The organism is Stenotrophomonas maltophilia (assembly GCF_047497515.2).
Classification (GTDB): domain Bacteria; phylum Pseudomonadota; class Gammaproteobacteria; order Xanthomonadales; family Xanthomonadaceae; genus Stenotrophomonas.
Map to the genome: position 1 here is coordinate 18,326 of NZ_JAXAXL020000011.1, position 17,532 is coordinate 35,857.

Below are 17,532 nucleotides of genomic sequence, written 5' to 3' on the forward strand. Positions count from 1 at the left end.
AAGCGTCCGGGTTTCCCGGCAGACTGCGTGGGGGGCGGCCCCAGTATAGAGGGTCGCGCAGGACCGCCGCTGGGCGCGGTCGTACACCTGCCAGGAGGATGGCAGGACAACGTTCATGGGAAGGAATCGATGGAACGCATGATGAAGGTGAAGTCCGTGCTGGCAACGGCGCTGGCGATGGCGTTGACGGCCTGTGGCGGGGGCGGCGGAGGTGGCAGCAACGTGCGCGTCGACCCGCCACCGACCACGCCGACACCTCCAACCACGCCGCCGCCAACGACGCCGCCGCCGCCCAAGCCGCAGGAGCCGGCGTTCGACGCGCATCTGGCAGTCACCAACGCGCGTGCGGCACAGGCCAGTGGGCTGACCGGGCAGGGCGTGCGCATCGGCATCGTCGATTCGGGCGTGCAACGCAACGCGGTGGCCCTGAACGGGCGGGTGCTGGCCAACTTCAATTACATCGATCCGGCCAAGAACAACCTGAGTGTCGATGACGTGGTCGGCCATGGCACCGCCGTGGCCAGCCTTGCCGCCGGTGCGCCGGTGGGTTCCTGGCCGGGTGGTGTCGCGCCCGGCGCGCAGATCGTCTCGGCGCGGATCATTTCCGACAAGGCACCCACCGACGACGGCAGTGGCCAGGGCAATGCCTTCAGCGGCCCGTTGGGCGTGGCCCAGGTCCACCAGGACCTGATCAGCTACAACGTGAAGGTGATGAACAACTCGTGGGGCGGCCTGTACTGGACCGACCTGCCGACCACTGCGCAGGTGGCGGCCGAATACCGTCCGTTCGTGATCAACCATGGCGGCCTGGTGGTGTTCGCATCCGGCAACGAGGGCCGCAGCGAGCCGAGCAGCCTGGCCGCACTGCCCAGCCAGAAGGGCGTGGCCGGCACCCTGCCGGCCGCCGACCTGGAGCGTGGCTGGCTGGTGGCGACCGCGGTGGACCCGTATGCATCGGGTACCCTGGCCAGCTATGCCAATGCCTGCGGCCAGGCCGCGCGTTACTGCCTGGCGGCACCCGGCAGCGCGGTCTATCCCGATGCCAATGGCGGCAAGTACTACTGGGGCTCCGGCACCTCGTTCGCCGCACCGCTGGTGTCCGGTGCGGCCGCGCTGGTCTGGCAACGCTTCCCCTACTTCAACAACGATCTGGTGCGGCAGACCCTGCTCGGTACCGCCAAGGACATCGGTGCGGCCGGCGTGGACCCGGTGTTCGGCTATGGCCTGCTCGACATCGGGCGTGCGGTCAACGGCCCCGGTCGCTTCGACTGGGGGGATGTGGTCGCCAACGTCGACGTGGCATCGACCGGTTCGAGGTGGAGCAACGACATCGTCGGCACGGGCGGCCTTGTCAAGCAGGGCGGCGGCACGCTGGTGCTGAGTGGCAACAACAGCTATTCCGGCGCCACCCGCATCGAGCGCGGCATCCTGTCACTGCAGAGCGGTGGCGTCATCCGTTCGAACGTGACCATCCTGGGCCAGCCGGACCCGGACTCGACCGGTCTGCAGTTCAACGCCGGCACGCCACGGGTGGTCGGCAACGTGATCAACGGCAGCAGCGTGTTCCTCACCACCGACGCCACCACCGGCACCATCGAGGGCAACTACACCCAGCAGGCAGGCGCGCAGCTGATGATCGCGCTCGGCGCCAACCCGCTGCAGGTGACCGGCAACGCAACCATCAACGGTGGCGTGCGCGTGCACGGCTTCGTCTCCGGCTACGTGCCGCAGAACGGCACCCGCCAGGACCTCATCCATGCGGGCGCCGGCCTGAGCGGCACCTTCAGTACCCCGGCCACCTCCACCGGCCTGCAGGGCCTGTCGCTGCTGCAGAGCAGCTACGGCTACGACAGCAACAACGCCTGGTTGAACCTGACCACGGTCAGCGTGACCGCCGCCGCCAGTGGCCTGGGTGCCTCCGCGCAGGCGTCCGCGCTGCGCGTGGAGGGGGCGTTCTCGGCGCTCGACAGCAATGCCGGCCTGCAGGGATCGGCGTTCGGTGCGGCCGCTGGCGCGCTGCAGTGGACCGGTGGTGGCAACGAAGGCCTGGCCGCCAGCCTGCAGAGCCTGTCCGGGCAGGCGCATGCCCGCGCAGAAGCCGCCACCTTCGACAGCGTCGACATGTCGCGCCGTGCCATTGCCGAGCGCTTCGATCGCGTGCAGGCCGCTCCGCGCCTGCGTGGCAGCTGGCAGAGCGCGCTGGGGGAGGCCGGGCAGGGCAGCTTCGCTGGCAACAGTGCCGACAGCCGTGGCTGGATGGCCGGCCAGGACCTGCCATTGGGCGGCAATGGCCTGATGGGCGTGGCATTCGGCGAGACCCGCAGCAACGGCGGCAGCAGCTTTGGCGGCGATCGCGGTCGTGACCGCCAGGCACAGGCGCAGTTGTATGCCGGCTGGAACCTGGGGCGTGGCTATGCGCTGGCCCAGCTCGGCAGCGGTCAGTTCACCCGCGCGCTGGATCGCCAGTTGCTGTTGGGGGCGGGCGCCTACGGTGTTTCCGCGCGTTACGGTGGTCGTTTCAGTACCGCCAGCGTTGAAAGCGGCTATCGCTTCGGCCGTGCCGGCGCGTCGTTGACGCCGTACCTGGGTGCCAGCACCACGCGCGTGGACACCGATGCGTTCAGCGAACTGGGCGGCTTCGGCTTCGGACTGCGGGGCGATGCCAACCGCGTGCAGCGCAGCCAGATGCTGGCCGGCCTGCGTGGTGAGCGTGGCTGGGGGCGGTGGACCGTGCGCGGGCATGCCGAGTGGCAGCAGCGGCTCGATGGCGCTGATGCGGCCTGGGACGCCAGCTTCGTCGGCGTCGATGCCTGGGCACCGTTGGCGGGCTGGAATGCGCCGCGCGGCAGTGCGCTGATCGGCCTGGCGCTGGAATCGTGGTGGGGCCGCAATGGCCGCCTGAGCGTGGGCTTCGACCAGCGCATTGGCGGTGAGGGCGCGCGCCAGGCGGCGTTGCGCTACAGCGCCGGCTTCTGAAGGAGGGTTCGCGCCGGGGGCTGCCCGGCGCGAACGCGGCAGCAGGTTCAGCCGCCGCGCAGGTTGCCCAGGCGCGGGGTGCTGCGGCCCAGCGGCATCTTCAGCTTGCCGATCGACAGGATGCGGCTTTCGGCGATGCGGTCGGCCGCGCGCTGCGGCGCGATGTTCTCGCGCTGCGACAGTTCGAAGATGCGGGTGAGGTTGTGGTAGATGCTGCGGATCAGGCGCATCGCACGTTCGCGGTTGTAGCCGTCGATCTCCAGCGACACGTTCATCACGCCACCGGCGTTGACCGCATAGTCCGGCGCATACAGGATGCCGCGCGCATGCAGCTCGTCGCCGATTTCCAGGCTCGACAGCTGGTTGTTGGCGGTGCCGCAGATGATCTTGGCCTTGATCCGCGGCAGGGTGTCGGCGTTGATCGCGCCTTCCAGCGCGCACGGTGCGAACACATCGGCGTTCACCTCGTGGATCTCGTCCGGCTTGACCGCCTCGGCGCCGAAATCGCTGACCGCGCGGTCGACCAGCGCACTGTCCAGGTCGGTGACGTACAGCTTGGCGCCACGGTCACGCAGCAGCTTTACCAGTTCCATGCCGATGTGGCCCAGGCCCTGCACCGCGATGCTGGTCTTGCCCACTTCCTCGTGGCCGAACTTGAAGCGCATCGCCGCCATCAGCGCCTGCAGCGCACCATAGGCGGTGAACGGCGCCGGATCGCCGGAGCCGCCATGGACCTGGTGCACGCCGGTCACGAACTGGCTTTCCAGGTAGATGTTCTCCATGTCGTTGACGTCGGTGCCGACGTCCTCGGCGGTGATGTAGCGTCCGCCCAGCGAATCGACATAGCGGCCGAAGGCGCGGAACAGCACCTCGGTCTTGTCCACCTTCGGGTCGCCGATGATCACCGCCTTGCCGCCGCCCACGTTGAGGCCGGCCAGCGCATTCTTGTAGGTCATCGTCCGGCTCAGCCGCAGCACATCGGCCAGTGCCTCGTCGGTGCTGGCGTAGGGGCGCATGCGCACACCGCCCAGGGCCGGGCCCAGGGTAGTGTTGTGGATGGCGATGATCGCCTTCAGGCCGGCATCGTGGTTGTGGCAGAACACCACCTGTTCGTGGCCGGTGGTGGCGAGGGTTTCGAATAGCATGGCGTCTCCGATGGCGCGAACAGCGGCGAACTGCAGCGAACGGCCAGTGAACGGTAGGGTCCCAAAACAAAAAAAGCGACGTCGTCGGTTCAGGGTGACGGGTCGCGCGGCGCCATTCTAGTCCATTCCCCCGGTCGCTGCCGTCGACATCGGCAGCCTTGCGGTTAAAGAAGATGAAAGTGCGGCCGATGCTGCGACGACGGCGGGTGGCCGGATGCGCATGAAGAGGCAGGGCGGTCAGTGACGGCAAGGGCACCACAACAACAGGGCGGGCGGCGATGACGCCGGCTTGGTGGCGATCGTTGCGTGGCTGGCTGGCGCGCTTGACCGGGGCGGCACCGTCACGCTTGGCGGCCGTATCGCGACAGGCGGTGGCAGCCGCCGCGGCCAGCCTGCAGGGCGAGGCGCTGCCCTCCGGTGAGATCGCCGCCCACCTGCAGCGCGGCCTGCATGCGCTGGCCCTGTACCCACGGTTGGCCGACGAGCCGGCCGCGGCCGGGGAATCGGCGCTGGGCGAGGCGGTGGCGCGCGCGCTGCAGGACCGCGACTGGGCGGCCCGGCAGCTGCCGCGCCGTCCGCAGCTGCTGCCGCAGCTGATCCAGACGGTGAACGACGATGCGGCCTCGGCGCGGGTGATGGCGGCGATCATCGGCCAGGACCCGGTGCTGACCGGCAACCTGCTGCGCATCGCCAACAGCCCGGCTTACAAGGTGCACGAGCGGCCGGTGGAGAGCCTGCAGCGGGCGGTGACCCTGGTCGGCACCGAAGGCGTGCGCCAGATCATCAGCGCGGTGCTGGTGCAGCCGGTGATGCAGGTGCAGTGCGAGGTGTTCCCGCAGTTCAGCACGATCATCTGGGAGCACGCATTGCTGGCCTCGCGTGCAGCGGCCGATCACGCGCGCACGGTCACCTTCGGCGATGCCTTCGCCGCGCAGTGGCTGGGCCTGGTGCAGGGACTGGGCGCGGCGCTGGTGATGCGCCAGCTGCTGCAGGAAGCGCAGGCGCGTGGCGAAACCGTGGAGCCGGTGCTCGCCCTGCAACTGCTGCAGCGATGGTCGTTGCCCCTGGCGCAGCGGGTGGCCGCCGCGTGGGAGCTGCCCGAACCGGTGCACCAGGCGCTGGCACCAGAGGCCGATGGGCCGCTGGCCGACAGCCTGCGCCTGGCCAGCGCCGCTGCGGCGGCCAGCCTGCTGTGCCGGCATGGCCATGCCAGCCAGAACCGCATGCTGGCGCTGCTGGAGCAGCTGCCTTCGGCGCCGCCGCATGCGCTGCGCTGGATCTGGCGGCGCCTGCATGGGCGCAGCGTGGAGACCCTGGATGAGGCCGATCAGGACGAGGCTGCGGCGGACCCCTGAGGATTACAGCTGCGATTCCAGCGGCAGCCAGCTGATCACCCGTGCGGTCCAGCGCTTGCCAAGGCTGGCGCCAGGTTCGGCCTCCACCCAGTGCGGCGGCGGCTGTCGTTCCAGCCAGCGCAGGTCATCGCCGTTGTCCAGGGCCACCCACCAGCTGTGCGCAGGGCTGGCCAGGCGCAGGTACTCATCGCGCAGCTGCGCGCCCAGCACCGGATCGTCGAACAGCACGCCCATCTCGGTATTGAGATAGGCCGAGCGGGGGTCGAGGTTGAACGAGCCGACGAAGCCGCGCCGGTCGTCGACCACGAATGCCTTGGTATGCAGGCTGGCGCCGCTGCTGCCAAACAGGCTGGTGTCGGGCCGGCCATGTGCCTTCAGTTCGTACAGCTGCACGCCGGCCTTCAGCAACGGAACGCGGTAGCCCATGTAGCCGCCATGCACTGCGGCCACGTCGTTGGCAGCCAGCGAGTTGGTGACCACGCCCACCTGGACGCCGCGCGCGGCCAGTCCCGAAAGGCCCTCCACGCCATCGCTGCCTGGCACGAAGTAGGGCGAGATCAGCAGTGCGCTGCGCCGGGCGGTCGCCAGCTCATCGCTGAGCGTAGTGACCAGCCAGTTGCGGCGATCATCGTCGCGATGCTTCATCGGCGGATCGGAGGCGATGCGCACGTTCGCGCTCCAGTGCAACGGCTCTGGGCTGGGCCGCTGCAGGCTGCGTGATGCGGCCACACGCTGCAGGTAGGGCTGCGCCCTGGCATGCAGCGCATCCAGGTCGGACTGGCGCACCAGCTGCCGCAACTGCGCATCGGTATACGACGCCAGTGCGGAAATCGGAATGGCCGCGCTGCTGTTCCAGTAGCCATCGAAGATCTGGTTGGCCTGCTGCACGGCCGGCCCGGCCACCACCAGGTCAAGATCCTGGAAGTTCACATCGTCGCGCGCACTGAAGTATTCCTCGCCGATGTTGCGGCCACCGACGATCGCGATACGGCCATCGGCGATCCAGCTCTTGTTGTGCATGCGGTGGTTCACGCTGAAGGCGCGTTGCACAAGTTCCAGCGTGCGGGCAATACCACTGCGGTTGCGGAACGGGTTGTACAGGCGGATCTCGATGTTGGGATGCGCATCGAGCGCCATCATCAGCGCGTCCTTGTCCTTGGCATTCATGTCGTCGAGCAGGATGCGCACGCGCACGCCCCGCTCCGCAGCGTCATACAGCGCCTTGGCCATCAGGTGGCCGACCAGATCGTCGTGCCAGATGTAGTACTGCAGGTCCAGGCTGCGTCCTGCGTGCGTGGTGATCATCGCGCGGGCCGCGAACGCGTCCATGCCATCGCTGAGGAAGGCCACGCCGGAATTGCCGGGATGGGCCTCCTGCAGTGGCGCGATCTCCCGGTCGATGCGCGTCTGCGCTGGCTGCAGTGGCAGTACGTGCGACGGCGCGCCTTGTGCCTGTGGCGTGAGATGGTCGGCCAGCAGCAGGCCGGACAGGACCAGCAGCAACAAGGCGGCGACGATGATCGCAGCGATGCGCAGCAGGCGTCGCCACAGGGGCTTGGGTGGGCTCATGCCCCGATGGTAGATCCACGCCATGCGTGGATGAAAGCCGGAAGACCCATTGCAATGGCTCCACGACGTGCGTGGATGGGGTCAGTGCCCTTGCCTGCGCAAAGGGATCCGACCCCGGGACCTCAGAACCGCTCGTCGCTGCCCAGGTAACGCCACTGCCCCGGCGGCAGCGGTCCCAGTGCCACGCGGCCGATACGCAGGCGACGCACGGCTGCGACCTGCAGCCCGGCGGCGGTCACCGCCACGCGCAGGCCCTTGGCGGTCAGCCCCTTGCCGGCAAAGCGCAGGCGCTGTTCGCTCTGCCAGCTGACCTTGGCGCCGCCGGATTCCTGCTGCAGCCGTGCCATCAGCCACGGCCCACGCTCGGGGCCACCCTCGGCCACTTCGATCAGGTACTCCTGCTCGGTGCGGCCCAGGTTGCGCTGCAGATGGGCCAGCGTGGCCGGATCCTGGCTGACCACCACCAGGCCGCTGTCGCTGGCAGGCAGTGCGGCGGCCAGCTGCAGGCCGTGGAAATGACGCTGCAGCGGACGGATGCCGCTGGCATCCAGCTCGCTGCGGCTGTCACTGCTGACCAGCGCGCACAGGGACTCGGCGGCGACGCCGGCCGGCTTGTGCAGCAGCATGCTGACCCGTTCGGCCTTGTCATCGCTGGCCTGCTCGGCCACCACGATCACCGCGCTGTCATCGACCGGGCGCTGCGGTTGTTCCACCACTTCGCCATTGACGGTGACCCAGCCGCCCTCGATGTAGCGCCGGGCTTCGCCGCGCGGGATGCCGAGCAGGGCGGACAGGCGTTTGTCGAGACGGATCGGTTCCATGGCGGGCAGGTCGGTCAGGTCGGGCAGGGGGCGCGCAGTGTAGCTGCTGCGGCCGGTCAGCGCTGGCCGCGGTTGACCAGCTCGGTCAGGTACAGGCGGGTATCGAACTCCAGCTGCAGGTAATCCGGCTCCATGTGCTGGCACAGCTGGTAGAAAGCCTTGTTGTGGTCGGCTTCCTTCAGGTGGGCCAGCTCATGCACCACGATCATGCGCAGGAATGCCGCAGGCGCCTGGCGGAACACGGTGGCGATGCGGATCTCGCGGCTGGCCTTGAGGCGGCCGCCGTGTACACGGGAGATGGCGGTGTGGGTGCCCAGCGCGTGCTTGATCACTTCCAGTGTATTGTCGTAGCAGACCTTGTTGAGCGGCACCGACTTGCGCAGGTAACGGTCTTTCAGCTCCTGCGTGTAGTCGTACAGTTGGCGGTCGCTGCGCACCTCGTGCGGGTCCGGGTAGCGCTGCTGCAGCCAGGGCCCCAGCTTGCCCTGCGCCAGCAGTTCGCTGACCTGGGCGACCAGGGGCTCGGGATAGCCGGTGAGGTACTTCATCACTGCCATGCAGGGGCGGCGGGGCGTCGGTAGAATGGAGCCTCCAAGATTACACGCGGTACGCATCGACCATGGCAAAGCCCAACGCGCTGCAGGAACAATTGCTCAAGGCCGGCCTGGCCAAGAAGTCGCAGGCCAGCGCCGCCGCGAGCGCGCAGGCCAAGGCCCGCCAGGGCAAGGCTGAATCGACCTCGGCCGAGGTGCAGCGCGAGGCTGAACGTGCCCGCGCCGAGAAGGTCGAGCGTGACCGCGCGCTGGCCGCCGAGCGCAACGCGCAGGCCCGCCAGGCTGAACAGAAGGCCCAGGCCAAGCAGATCATCAGCGCCCACGCCGTGCCCCACAAGGGCGACGACGAGTACCGCTTCAGCGACGGCGCCGCGATCCGCACCCTGCTGATCGACCCCAAGCTGCGCAAGGCGTTGTCGGTGGGCGTGCTGGTGATCGTCGCCAACGGTGACGGCTACGCGCTGCTGCCGCGCGCCGCCGCCGAGAAGGTGCGCGAGCGCGCCCCGGAGGCGATCATCGTCGACCACGGCCAGCCGGGCTCGACCGCTGAGATCTCCACCGGTAACGCCGAGGACGACGCCTACTACGCGCAGTTCCAGGTGCCGGACGACCTGGTCTGGTAAGCAGAAGAGGGGACGGAGGGGATCAAGCCGCAATCGGCTTGATCGAACCCGTTCGCGTTCTGTTCGTCTTCCTGAAGAGCAGCCGAGCAAGGCTCGGCTACATGAAGGCCGGTCTTTTTGCCCGGGTGTATCGTCCCCATATCAGGCGACACACCTGCGGAGGATGGCCATGGCCACCGGTTGGGCGGGAGATGGCGCGGTCCAGGACCAGATCGACGCCACCGTTGATGATGCGATTGCGCGTGCCCGGCGCCAGCTGCGCGAGGGGCCGGGCCTGGAACGTTGTGAGGAATGCGACGCGCCGATTCCGTTGGCGCGGCGCCAGGCCGTGCCTGGTGTTCGACTGTGCGTGGCGTGCCAGCAGGCGCTGGATGATGAGGAACACGCGCACAGCGGCTACAACCGGCGCGGCAGCAAGGACAGCCAGTTGAGGTAAGGGGTGTTCGGCAGGGCTGCGCCCTGCACCTGCAGATGCTTCAAGCCAAGGCAACGGCAACAGCAACAGCAAAAGCTGGCATTCCACGGGTTGGCGGGGCGGTGTCGGAGTGCGGGGACGCCGCAAGTACGTCCATGTAGGCTTGGCAGCCGCATCCATGCGGCTGACACCCCGCAATCCGACACCGTCCCACCCTCGACAGGTTCACGCCGCTGTTGGCAACGGCGGCCGTTGGAACGCGCGGCTTTTGGTAGGTGTCGACCTTGGTCGACACGACTTTTCTGTCAGATATCGAGTGAATCATCCACGCATGGCGTGGATCTACCGTGTCGACCCACCCCGCCAACCCACGGAATGCCGGCTTTTGTTGTTGCTCTGGCGGTTGACGTGGGTTCGGCGGGTGCAGGGCGCAGCCCTGCAAAGAAAAACCCCCTCAGCCGTCGCCCTGGATCCCGCCGGGGGCCTGCGCCGGGTCGCGCCAGCGGCGCACCGTGCGCTGGAAGAACAGGTTGTTCGGCAGCTGCAGCACCGTGCCTTCGTGGCCGTCGCCGGTCTCCTGCAGCGTCGTGTAGATCAGGTTTACGTCGATCACCCGGCCCTTCAGGCCCGGTTTTTCGCCGTTTTCCAGTACCTCGATGTAGTCGTGCAGGCGGAACGGGCGGGTGGTGAAGATCAGCAGCGTGCAGAAGATGTTGGACAGCACGCTCCAGGCCGCGAAGAACGCGACCGCGCCCACGGCGGCGAAGCCGGTGAAGGCGGTCCACAACACCGACGGCGAGGCGCCCAACAAGCTGAGGATGTACAGCAGCGCACTGAAATAGACCACGAAACTGATGATCCGCCGCGCGCCCATCACCATTTCCGGCGGCAGCGTGTAGTGCTCGGCGAAGCGCCGGATCAGGCGACGGGCGAGCACCCGCAGCAGCCAGGCCACCAGCAGTACCAGCACGATCTGCAGGGCGACGCCTGCGTAGTTCAGCCATGGATGGCTCCAGGCTGGCAGGTGATCCTTCAGCGACAACATCATGGGCGCGACAACAGGTGGCAGTGACGGCCTTTGATGTTACCCGGCACGTGCCGGGGTTTCGACTGCCGGTGTCCAGGCCAGGCAGACCAGTTCCTGGTGATGCTGCTGCAGGCAGGCACGGCCGTTGTCGGGGCGCAGCTGCAGCGACAGGCCCAGCGCCTGCAGCACGATGCAGGCAGCGATCACCAGCAGGGCGGCGCAGGTTGGGCTGGACATGGCAGGACTCCCGGAAGGCGTTTTCGCGAAGGACCTTCCATGGATGCAGCGGCCGTCGAAAAGGTTGCACTCCATCGATCGCCGATCGGCTCTAAACCTTTTCCCGGGTCGGCGCATCCAAGCGATATGCTCGACACCACCATGCCCGCGCCGCCTGCCGCCAACGACACCGTCGACGAACCCGCCCTGGTGCGGGCGGCGGCCGCAGGCGATACCGCCGCCTACGAACTGCTGTACCGGCGCCATGCGCCGCGCGTGTTCGCTGTGTTGTGGCGCCTGTGTGGCGGCCAGCAGGCGCGTGCCGAAGATGCACTGCAGGAAGCATTCCTGCAGGCCTGGAAAGCGCTTCCGGGGTTCCGCTTCGAGAGCAGCCTGTCAACCTGGCTGCATCGGCTGGGCGTCAACGCCGCACTGATGGAACTGCGCGGGCGTGCAGGCGGGCAGGACCACGACAGCCTGGACGATGTCGAGGGAGGCCTGCAGGAGCTGGCCGTGCATGACCGTTGCGCCGGCACCGAGCGCGACCTGGAGCGCGCGTTGTCGACGCTGCCACCACGGGCGCGTGCGGTACTGGTACTGCACGATATCGAAGGCTGGAAACACCAGGAAATCGCCGAGCAGCTGCAGATGGCTGTCGGCAGTTCCAAGGCACAGTTGCATCGTGCGCGCGGTTTGTTGCGTGCACGGCTGGGAGACATGACATGACCACACACGACCACGATTCAGACCCCGGACTGCAGGCACGGCTGCGCGCACTGCCGCGCGAACGCAGCGTACCCAGCGATGGCTGGACACGCCTGTCGGCGCAGCTGCCGCCACGTGAAGCGCAGAGCGGGCCTCGGCCAAGCGACAACCTGGTGGCGCTGCCCGTGCGTTCGCGGCGCCGCTGGTGGCTGCCGGTGGGCGCCGCGCTGGCCGCCAGCCTGGCGCTGTATGCGGTGGCGCCGTGGCGCCATGCGCAGCCGGACGCACCGGTGCCGTCCGCGTTGCAGCTGCAGGCGGCGGCGATGACCGAGCAGTATCAGCAGGCCGTGGCCGCGCTGCCCGACGGACGGGCACCGGAATGGCGGCCGGCGCTGCACGAACTGGATGAAAGTGCGGCGCAGATCCGTGCCGCGCTGGCGCAGGACCCGCGTGCGCCGCACCTGCTTGGCCAGCTCAAGCGTACCTACGCGCTGCGGCTGGAACTGACCCGGCAGGCGGCCTATGCCGCCGAGTCCGGCTTGACCACCTGAGGAGACCCCCATGACCCGAACCCTGATTTCCTGCTGCGTCGCCCTGCTGCTGGTTCCCGCCGTGGCCGTGGCCGACACCCGCATCGACGAACGCCACACGCTGGCGAGCGGCGGCCGCATCGAACTGAGCAACGTGGCCGGCAAGGTGACGGTGCGTGGCTGGGACCGCAACGAGGTGCAACTGACCGGCACGCTCAGCGACGGTCTGCAGCTGCGCCAGGAGAAGAGTGCCAGCCGCGTGCGCTGGGAGATCGAATACCCGCGCCGCAACAACAACGGTGGCGCCACGCTGGTGCTGAATGTGCCGCGCTCGGTGGAACTGCTGCTCAGCACGGTCAGTGCCAGCCAGGACATCAGCGGCATTGATGTGCGCCGCCTGCAGGCCGACACGGTCAGTGGCAGCCTGAGCGCCGCAGGACGCAGCGCCGACAGCAAGCTCAACACGGTCAGCGGCAGCGTCAGTGCGCGGTTGCAGACGCCGAAACTGGACGTGAACACGGTCAGTGGCCGGATCGAGGCCGGTGGCGGCGTGTCCGGAGATATTGATGCGCAGACGGTGTCCGGTCGGGTCGAAGTCGATGCCGGGCGGGTACAGCGGCTGGCGGTGGAAACCGTGTCGGGCAGCATCGATCTGGCCGCAGCCGGACTGGCACCGGGCGGCCGCATCAATGTCGAATCGGTCAGTGCCTCGGTCAATCTGCGGCTGCCGCGCACGGTGTCGGCGCAGCTGTCGGTGAACAGCTTCAGCGGATCGATCAACAGCGATGCCGGCCAGGTGGAGCGGCCGCGCTATGGGCCGGGCAGCCATCTCGATACGCGACTGGGCGGCGGTGATGGTGACATCCGCATCCAATCGCATTCGGGCAGTGTGCAGGTACGCCTGGATCGCTGAGCGCGGCCAGGCAGGCCGCGGCGGCAGCGCCGCCGCGGTCGGTACTGGGTCAGCTGGCTTTCTTCAGCGCCCAGGTGGTGCCGAGGACTTCGATCTTGCCACCGGCCTTGCGGAACGCAGCCAGGTCAGAAGCGATCGAATCACTGCTGACCACGGTGCTGGCGGCCGCGCCCTTGCGTTCGCTGCGGATGCTGTTGCTGGCCTTCGCGGGGGTCTTTGCCTTGCGGGGCATGGTTGCTCCTGTCAGGTGGAAGGGGAGGAAAGCGCCCAGGCATCGGCCTGGCGCAGGTAATCCTGCCGCTCGCGGCGGCAGTCATCGCCGCCCATCGAAAACTGGCGGCAGATCGCCGGGCGCTGCGAATAGATCGTGCAGCGCAGGTGATAGGGATCGATCGCCGCGCACCAGCCTTCCTCGTTGCGCGCCATCACGGCACGGCCGTGCGCGTCGCGCGAGAGGAACTGGCCGGGCACCTGGTCGCCGGGCTGCAGCAGTACCGGCAGCCGGCAACAGACCGCGTCACAACGGCGGCAGTCGATGGGTGCAGGTGCTGCGTCAGGTTGTAAGGCCTCAGGGGCCTGGCGGGTGCCCAAAGCGGGTCTCGATGGCGGCTCCGGTGGTACGCGGACCATGAACGAGCCAGAAGGCATGGCCGCTAGGCCCGCAGGGCGGGCCGGGCTGCACGGCAGACACACACCAGCGTGGCTGGTGGAAGGTGCAGCGAAGTTCTAGCCGACCAAGGGTAACTTAGACCGCGTAACGTTTTGTTAATCCTGGCTGGCTGCCGCCAGCGCAAGGCCTTGCACGACGCCCAGCGAGGGTTCGCCATGGACCATGCGGGCACCCGGGAAGGCCTCGGCCACGGCCTGGCGCAGGTAGCCGGCGCGGGACATGCCGCCGGTCAGGAACACGGCATCCGGGTCGCCGCCGATGTCACTGCGGACCTGCGCCAGCAATTCGCGGATCTGTTCCAGATAACCGTGCGCTGCGGCGGCCAGGCCTTCGGTGCTGCTGTCGGCGTGCAGGTCGCGGGCGATGTAGTCCAGCGTGCTGCGGTGCTCACTGGCGGCACTGAGTGCGATCTTGGCGCGTTCGACGTCGCGGTACAGCCGCGCGGTGTTGCCGGTGTCCTGCAGGGCCTGCAGGCGTGGGCCCCACGGGGCGTCGACGTGGTCGTAGTTGTGCTGGCGGAAATCGCGCTGGCGGGTCATGTCCTGCACGGTGGCCGCTTCCACGTAGTGATGGGCGGGCACGCGGGTGATGCCGCGGCCGAACAGCGGCATGTAGCTGGACAGGCTCAGCGCCAGGTCGATATCGGTACCGCCGCGGGCGATACCCCAGGCGCGGTGGATGCGCGGTGCAGCGTCGCCGCCGACCTCGGCATGCGCGATATCGGTGGTACCGCCGCCGATGTCGACGATCACCGCCTGGTGACGCTCGCGGCTTTCGGCGTGGTAATGCATGGCCGCAGCGGCGGGTTCTTCGAGGAAGTCGATCTGGTCGAAACCGGCCTGGGTGGCGGCCTCGCGCAGGATGTCCAGCGCCTGGTCGTTGCCGGCCGCGCCGATCGAACTGCGGAACTGCACCGGACGGCCGAGCAGGGCCGCGCGCAGCGGTTGGCCGAGCTGGGCGCTGGCGGTCAGGCGGATGTGTTCAAGGATGTGCGCGGCGATGCCGGTGATGGTCTGCTTCGCGCGCGGGTGCAGGTTGTAGCCGAGCATCGACTTCGGGCTCTGCACCAGGTTGCCTTCGTGTTCCTCGAAATAGGCCTCAAGCGCTTCATCGCCGTAGACCGCATTCTGCAGCAGGTCGCTGGCGCTGCGCTCCTGGCCGGCGCGGGCTTCCATCCATTCGCGACGCAGGGCGCGCAGGGCCTCGCGGCGCAGCGCCTGTGGCGTGCGTTCCTGGCCGGCGGCGCGCGCTGCGCGGGCGGCGCTGTCGATCATCTGCTGCAGCTGGTACTGCTGGCCGTCGTCGGGCTGGAAGTCGTCCGGGTCGGGCACCACGCCGGGGAAATACACGCTGGTGCGGAACTGCTCGGCGTTGCCGAAACGGATCGGCTGCAGGTTGCCTTCATGCACGATGGCGGCGGCGGAGTTGCTGGTACCGAAGTCGATGCCGAGGCGCATGGGGAGTTCCGGAGGCGGGCGGGGGCCGCGCACTCTGCTGCAGTTCGGGTCTTCCTGCAAGTTCCCGCGCCTTCGGTTGGGGCCAGCGCCTCGCTCGATCGCCCGGGCGGCGCGCCGCACGCGGGAAAATGGCAGCAGGGACGCGCCGGTTACAATGGCGCCTGTTGATTCATTTTGAGGTACTTGCCGATGTCGTCTGCCCCCGCCTGCCCGCAGTGCACCCTGGAAAACACCTATGCCGATGGCGCGCTGTGGATCTGCGCCGACTGCGGCTTCGAATGGACGGCCGAGGAAGGCGCCGGTTCGACCCTGGTCGTGCGTGACAGCAACGGCAATACCCTGCAGGCCGGCGACACCGTCACCGTGATCAAGGACCTGAAGGTCAAGGGCTCCTCGATCCCGCTCAAGCAGGGCACGGTGATCCGCAACATCCGCTTGGTCGAGGATGACGCCGAGCACATCGAAGGCAACTCGGACAAGATCAAGGGCCTGGTGCTGAAGACCTGCTTCCTCAAGAAGGCCTGATCCAGGAAGGTCCGAGCGCGTTCAGCGACGGGCCTGCTGTTGTGCGCGCCAGCGGGCCAGGCTGTCCAGCTTGGCCTGGTAGCGCGCCTGTTCCGGCGCACCGCCGAGCAGCTGCGCGCGGGTCAGCTCACGGTCGGCGCGCGCGAGTTGGCCGGTCAGGAAATACACCCGCGCCAGCCCGAAATGGAACTGGTGCGCGGTGTCGTACAGGCGCACCGCCTGCCGGTAGTAGCGGATCGCCTGCTCCAGCTTTCCGGCGCGTTCGGCCTGCGTGCCCAGCATGTACTGCGCGAACGGGTCCTCGCGCTGCACCGACGCCAGGCGCCGGGCCAGCGCATTGGCCTGCGCATCCAGCCCCAGCCGCCGATACAGCGCGCTGGCGTTGGTCAGTGCAGCATCCTGGCGGCCGTCCAGCCGCAGGGCCCGGTCCAGCGCCTGCCGTGCCGCATCGGTATCGCCCTCGCGGTTGTCGAGCACGCCGAGGTTGTTCCAGACCGAGGGGAAGGCACGGTCCTGCGCCACGGCGGCATTGAAGAATGCACGCGCGCCAGCGAGGTCCCCTTCGGCCATCCGTTCCGCACCCCGGTTGTTGTAGAAGTGGGCCAGCGCACGCGCGCGGCTGACCGCTTGCGGGCCGTGACGGTCGTAGAGCACGTTGCGATCAAGGTCGACGGTGGCGTAGCGCCCGGCGATTTCCACGCCTGCATTGACGTGGCCAACGCTGTAGACCACGCCGGCATCCTGATCCTGGTACCACGACACCACCTGGCCGACCTCCTGCACGCGGGCCTGGATGCCGGCTTCGCGCGCCAGCGCCACGAACAACAGGGTGAAGGCCAGGCAGTTGGCGCGACGCTGCTGCCAGACCTCGCCCACGGTGTAGGTCGCATCGGCGTCGTATTGCAGGTCCAGGCCCTGGCGGCCGAAGATCATTTCCACCAGCGCCTGCAGCCGTTGCTCGCGCGATGAACTGCGGTCGATCACCTGCGCCTGCAGCATGGCGCGCAGTGCCGGCGGAATGGCGGAGACCTGTTCCGGAGATGGGATATCCGGTACCGCGATGATGCCGGCCGAAGGCGTTGCATCGATGCGGGGGCGGTCCTGGGCACAGAGTGGAACGGCCAACGAGGCGGTCAGGGCCAGGACGAGGATGCGGGCGGCAGCACGGCACATGACAGTTCCCGGCAGCGGCGGGCGCTCCCGCCTGTGGCGAGTGTAGACCCGTGCAGGCACCGGCGCGGCGACCATTGGTCGGCCCGCGGCCGGTGCGCTCGTTCATCCACAACCGGTGTGGACCAGCGCTCGACAAAGCTGTGGACAACCGCGTCCAGGCCCTGCGCAGCAAGCGTTGTGAGTGCGTGGTGAAAAAACCACCAGCTTGCCGTGGGGCAGCACAGGCGGGATCATCCGGGCATGGACTTTTCACCGCTGACGCTTGCTCCGGCGCAGTGGCAGGCGCTGCAGGACCAGTATGCGACGCCGCCACGGGCCTACCACCACTTCGGCCACGTGCGCGCGGTGCTGCAGCACTGCCAGGACGTGGCCGACGGTCCGGGCTGGCGGCAGCCGGCCGAGGTGTACCTGGCCGCGCTTTACCACGATGCGATCTACCAGGCCGGGCGCAAGGACAACGAAGCGCGTTCGGCACAGCTGGCGCTGCAGGCGATCGCGCAGGCGCCGGAACTGGCCGGCGTCGACGCCGCGCGGGTGGAGCAGTTGATCCTGCTGACCGCTCGCCATGGCGAACTGGGCCCGGGCGACGTCGATGCCGAGGCCGCGCTGTTCCTGGACTGCGACATGGCGATCCTGGCTGCGCCGGAACCGGTGTTCGCCGCTTACGACCGGGGTGTGGCCGAGGAGTACAAGGGCGTGGTGCCGGGCTTCCTGTACCGCGCCGGGCGCCGCCGTTTCCTGCAGGGCCTGCTGCGGGCGCCGCGCATCTTCCTCAGCGACTTCTTCCACCAGCGCCTGGATGCGGCGGCCCGCGAAAACCTGCGCCGCCAGCTGGACGGCTGAGCCGGCCCGTTACAC

Annotated in this window: 19 protein-coding genes; 9 read left to right on the forward strand and 10 right to left on the reverse strand. The window is 68.4% G+C overall.

The window, feature by feature from the left end:
- Nucleotides 1-129: 129 nt before the first annotated feature.
- Nucleotides 130-2,976, forward strand: coding sequence for a S8 family serine peptidase (locus ACMZPQ_RS14995; RefSeq protein ID WP_197580621.1), 2,847 nt, complete (start codon nucleotides 130-132; stop codon nucleotides 2,974-2,976).
- Between the two features lie 47 nt (nucleotides 2,977-3,023).
- Here the strand turns inward: ACMZPQ_RS14995 and ACMZPQ_RS15000 are convergent, their stop codons facing one another.
- The gene (locus tag ACMZPQ_RS15000; RefSeq protein WP_008264553.1) at nucleotides 3,024-4,121 is read right to left on the reverse strand and encodes a Glu/Leu/Phe/Val dehydrogenase dimerization domain-containing protein; all 1,098 of its coding nucleotides are present in this window, start codon (nucleotides 4,119-4,121) and stop codon (nucleotides 3,024-3,026) included.
- Nucleotides 4,122-4,399: 278 nt separating this feature from the next.
- On the opposite strand from ACMZPQ_RS15000, the gene ACMZPQ_RS15005 reads away from it, so the two are divergent.
- Nucleotides 4,400-5,476 carry an HDOD domain-containing protein gene (locus ACMZPQ_RS15005; protein WP_197580622.1) on the forward strand — a complete coding sequence of 359 codons (1,077 nt, stop codon included), beginning with the start codon at nucleotides 4,400-4,402 and terminating at the stop codon, nucleotides 5,474-5,476.
- A gap of 3 nt (nucleotides 5,477-5,479) precedes the next feature.
- Here ACMZPQ_RS15005 and ACMZPQ_RS15010 read toward each other — a convergent pair whose 3' ends face one another.
- The 3 genes from ACMZPQ_RS15010 to ACMZPQ_RS15020 all read right to left on the reverse strand — a co-directional run bounded on the left by ACMZPQ_RS15010 (nucleotide 5,480) and on the right by ACMZPQ_RS15020 (nucleotide 8,423).
- Complete coding sequence (locus tag ACMZPQ_RS15010; protein ID WP_197580623.1) at nucleotides 5,480-7,069, reverse strand: phospholipase D-like domain-containing protein; 1,590 nt, start codon at nucleotides 7,067-7,069, stop codon at nucleotides 5,480-5,482.
- 98 nt (nucleotides 7,070-7,167) lie between these two features.
- Nucleotides 7,168-7,866: an RNA pseudouridine synthase gene (locus tag ACMZPQ_RS15015; RefSeq protein WP_197580624.1), complete on the reverse strand. Its 699-nt coding sequence runs from the start codon at nucleotides 7,864-7,866 to the stop codon at nucleotides 7,168-7,170.
- Nucleotides 7,867-7,922: 56 nt separating this feature from the next.
- Nucleotides 7,923-8,423, reverse strand: a complete 501-nt coding sequence (locus ACMZPQ_RS15020) for a M48 metallopeptidase family protein (RefSeq protein ID WP_008267667.1) — start codon at nucleotides 8,421-8,423, stop codon at nucleotides 7,923-7,925.
- 62 nt (nucleotides 8,424-8,485) lie between these two features.
- On the opposite strand from ACMZPQ_RS15020, the gene ACMZPQ_RS15025 reads away from it, so the two are divergent.
- Nucleotides 8,486-9,043, forward strand: a complete 558-nt coding sequence (locus ACMZPQ_RS15025; RefSeq protein ID WP_197580625.1) for a DUF2058 domain-containing protein — start codon at nucleotides 8,486-8,488, stop codon at nucleotides 9,041-9,043.
- Nucleotides 9,044-9,212: 169 nt separating this feature from the next.
- Nucleotides 9,213-9,479, forward strand: a complete 267-nt coding sequence (locus ACMZPQ_RS15030; RefSeq protein WP_197580626.1) for a DksA/TraR family C4-type zinc finger protein — start codon at nucleotides 9,213-9,215, stop codon at nucleotides 9,477-9,479.
- Nucleotides 9,480-9,912: 433 nt separating this feature from the next.
- Here ACMZPQ_RS15030 and ACMZPQ_RS15035 read toward each other — a convergent pair whose 3' ends face one another.
- Together ACMZPQ_RS15035 and ACMZPQ_RS15040 are read right to left on the reverse strand one after the other, a co-directional pair.
- Complete coding sequence (locus ACMZPQ_RS15035) at nucleotides 9,913-10,506, reverse strand: mechanosensitive ion channel domain-containing protein (RefSeq protein ID WP_197580627.1); 594 nt, start codon at nucleotides 10,504-10,506, stop codon at nucleotides 9,913-9,915.
- Between the two features lie 36 nt (nucleotides 10,507-10,542).
- Nucleotides 10,543-10,722, reverse strand: a complete 180-nt coding sequence (locus ACMZPQ_RS15040; protein WP_197580628.1) for a hypothetical protein — start codon at nucleotides 10,720-10,722, stop codon at nucleotides 10,543-10,545.
- Between the two features lie 126 nt (nucleotides 10,723-10,848).
- On the opposite strand from ACMZPQ_RS15040, the gene ACMZPQ_RS15045 reads away from it, so the two are divergent.
- Genes ACMZPQ_RS15045 through ACMZPQ_RS15055 form a run of 3 tightly spaced genes read left to right on the forward strand, consistent with a single transcriptional unit; the run spans nucleotide 10,849 to nucleotide 12,849 of the window.
- Nucleotides 10,849-11,427: an RNA polymerase sigma factor gene (locus ACMZPQ_RS15045; protein WP_197580629.1), complete on the forward strand. Its 579-nt coding sequence runs from the start codon at nucleotides 10,849-10,851 to the stop codon at nucleotides 11,425-11,427.
- A complete protein-coding gene (locus ACMZPQ_RS15050; protein ID WP_197580630.1) occupies nucleotides 11,424-11,957 on the forward strand; it encodes a hypothetical protein in 534 nt (177 codons plus the stop codon). The genes ACMZPQ_RS15045 and ACMZPQ_RS15050 overlap by 4 nt, the downstream gene beginning before the upstream one ends.
- A gap of 10 nt (nucleotides 11,958-11,967) precedes the next feature.
- Entirely contained in the window at nucleotides 11,968-12,849 is an 882-nt protein-coding gene (locus ACMZPQ_RS15055; protein ID WP_197580631.1) for a DUF4097 family beta strand repeat-containing protein, read from the forward strand.
- A 49-nt stretch (nucleotides 12,850-12,898) separates the two neighbouring features.
- Here ACMZPQ_RS15055 and ACMZPQ_RS15060 read toward each other — a convergent pair whose 3' ends face one another.
- The 3 genes from ACMZPQ_RS15060 to ACMZPQ_RS15070 form a co-directional block, all read right to left on the reverse strand.
- Entirely contained in the window at nucleotides 12,899-13,081 is a 183-nt protein-coding gene (locus ACMZPQ_RS15060) for a hypothetical protein (protein ID WP_005410566.1), read from the reverse strand.
- A gap of 11 nt (nucleotides 13,082-13,092) precedes the next feature.
- Entirely contained in the window at nucleotides 13,093-13,497 is a 405-nt protein-coding gene (locus tag ACMZPQ_RS15065; RefSeq protein ID WP_495495847.1) for a YkgJ family cysteine cluster protein, read from the reverse strand.
- A gap of 117 nt (nucleotides 13,498-13,614) precedes the next feature.
- Nucleotides 13,615-14,976 (reverse strand): Hsp70 family protein, encoded by a 1,362-nt coding sequence (locus tag ACMZPQ_RS15070; protein ID WP_197580632.1) that lies wholly within the window; start codon nucleotides 14,974-14,976, stop codon nucleotides 13,615-13,617.
- A 189-nt stretch (nucleotides 14,977-15,165) separates the two neighbouring features.
- On the opposite strand from ACMZPQ_RS15070, the gene ACMZPQ_RS15075 reads away from it, so the two are divergent.
- Nucleotides 15,166-15,501, forward strand: coding sequence for a zinc ribbon domain-containing protein YjdM (locus ACMZPQ_RS15075; protein WP_014038055.1), 336 nt, complete (start codon nucleotides 15,166-15,168; stop codon nucleotides 15,499-15,501).
- A gap of 21 nt (nucleotides 15,502-15,522) precedes the next feature.
- On the opposite strand, the gene ACMZPQ_RS15080 is transcribed toward ACMZPQ_RS15075, so the two are convergent.
- Nucleotides 15,523-16,674 (reverse strand): tetratricopeptide repeat protein, encoded by a 1,152-nt coding sequence (locus ACMZPQ_RS15080; protein WP_197580633.1) that lies wholly within the window; start codon nucleotides 16,672-16,674, stop codon nucleotides 15,523-15,525.
- Nucleotides 16,675-16,914: 240 nt separating this feature from the next.
- Between ACMZPQ_RS15080 and ACMZPQ_RS15085 the strand changes: the two genes are divergently transcribed.
- Nucleotides 16,915-17,517 (forward strand): HD domain-containing protein, encoded by a 603-nt coding sequence (locus ACMZPQ_RS15085; protein ID WP_197580634.1) that lies wholly within the window; start codon nucleotides 16,915-16,917, stop codon nucleotides 17,515-17,517.
- The last annotated feature ends 15 nt before the right edge of the window (nucleotides 17,518-17,532 follow it).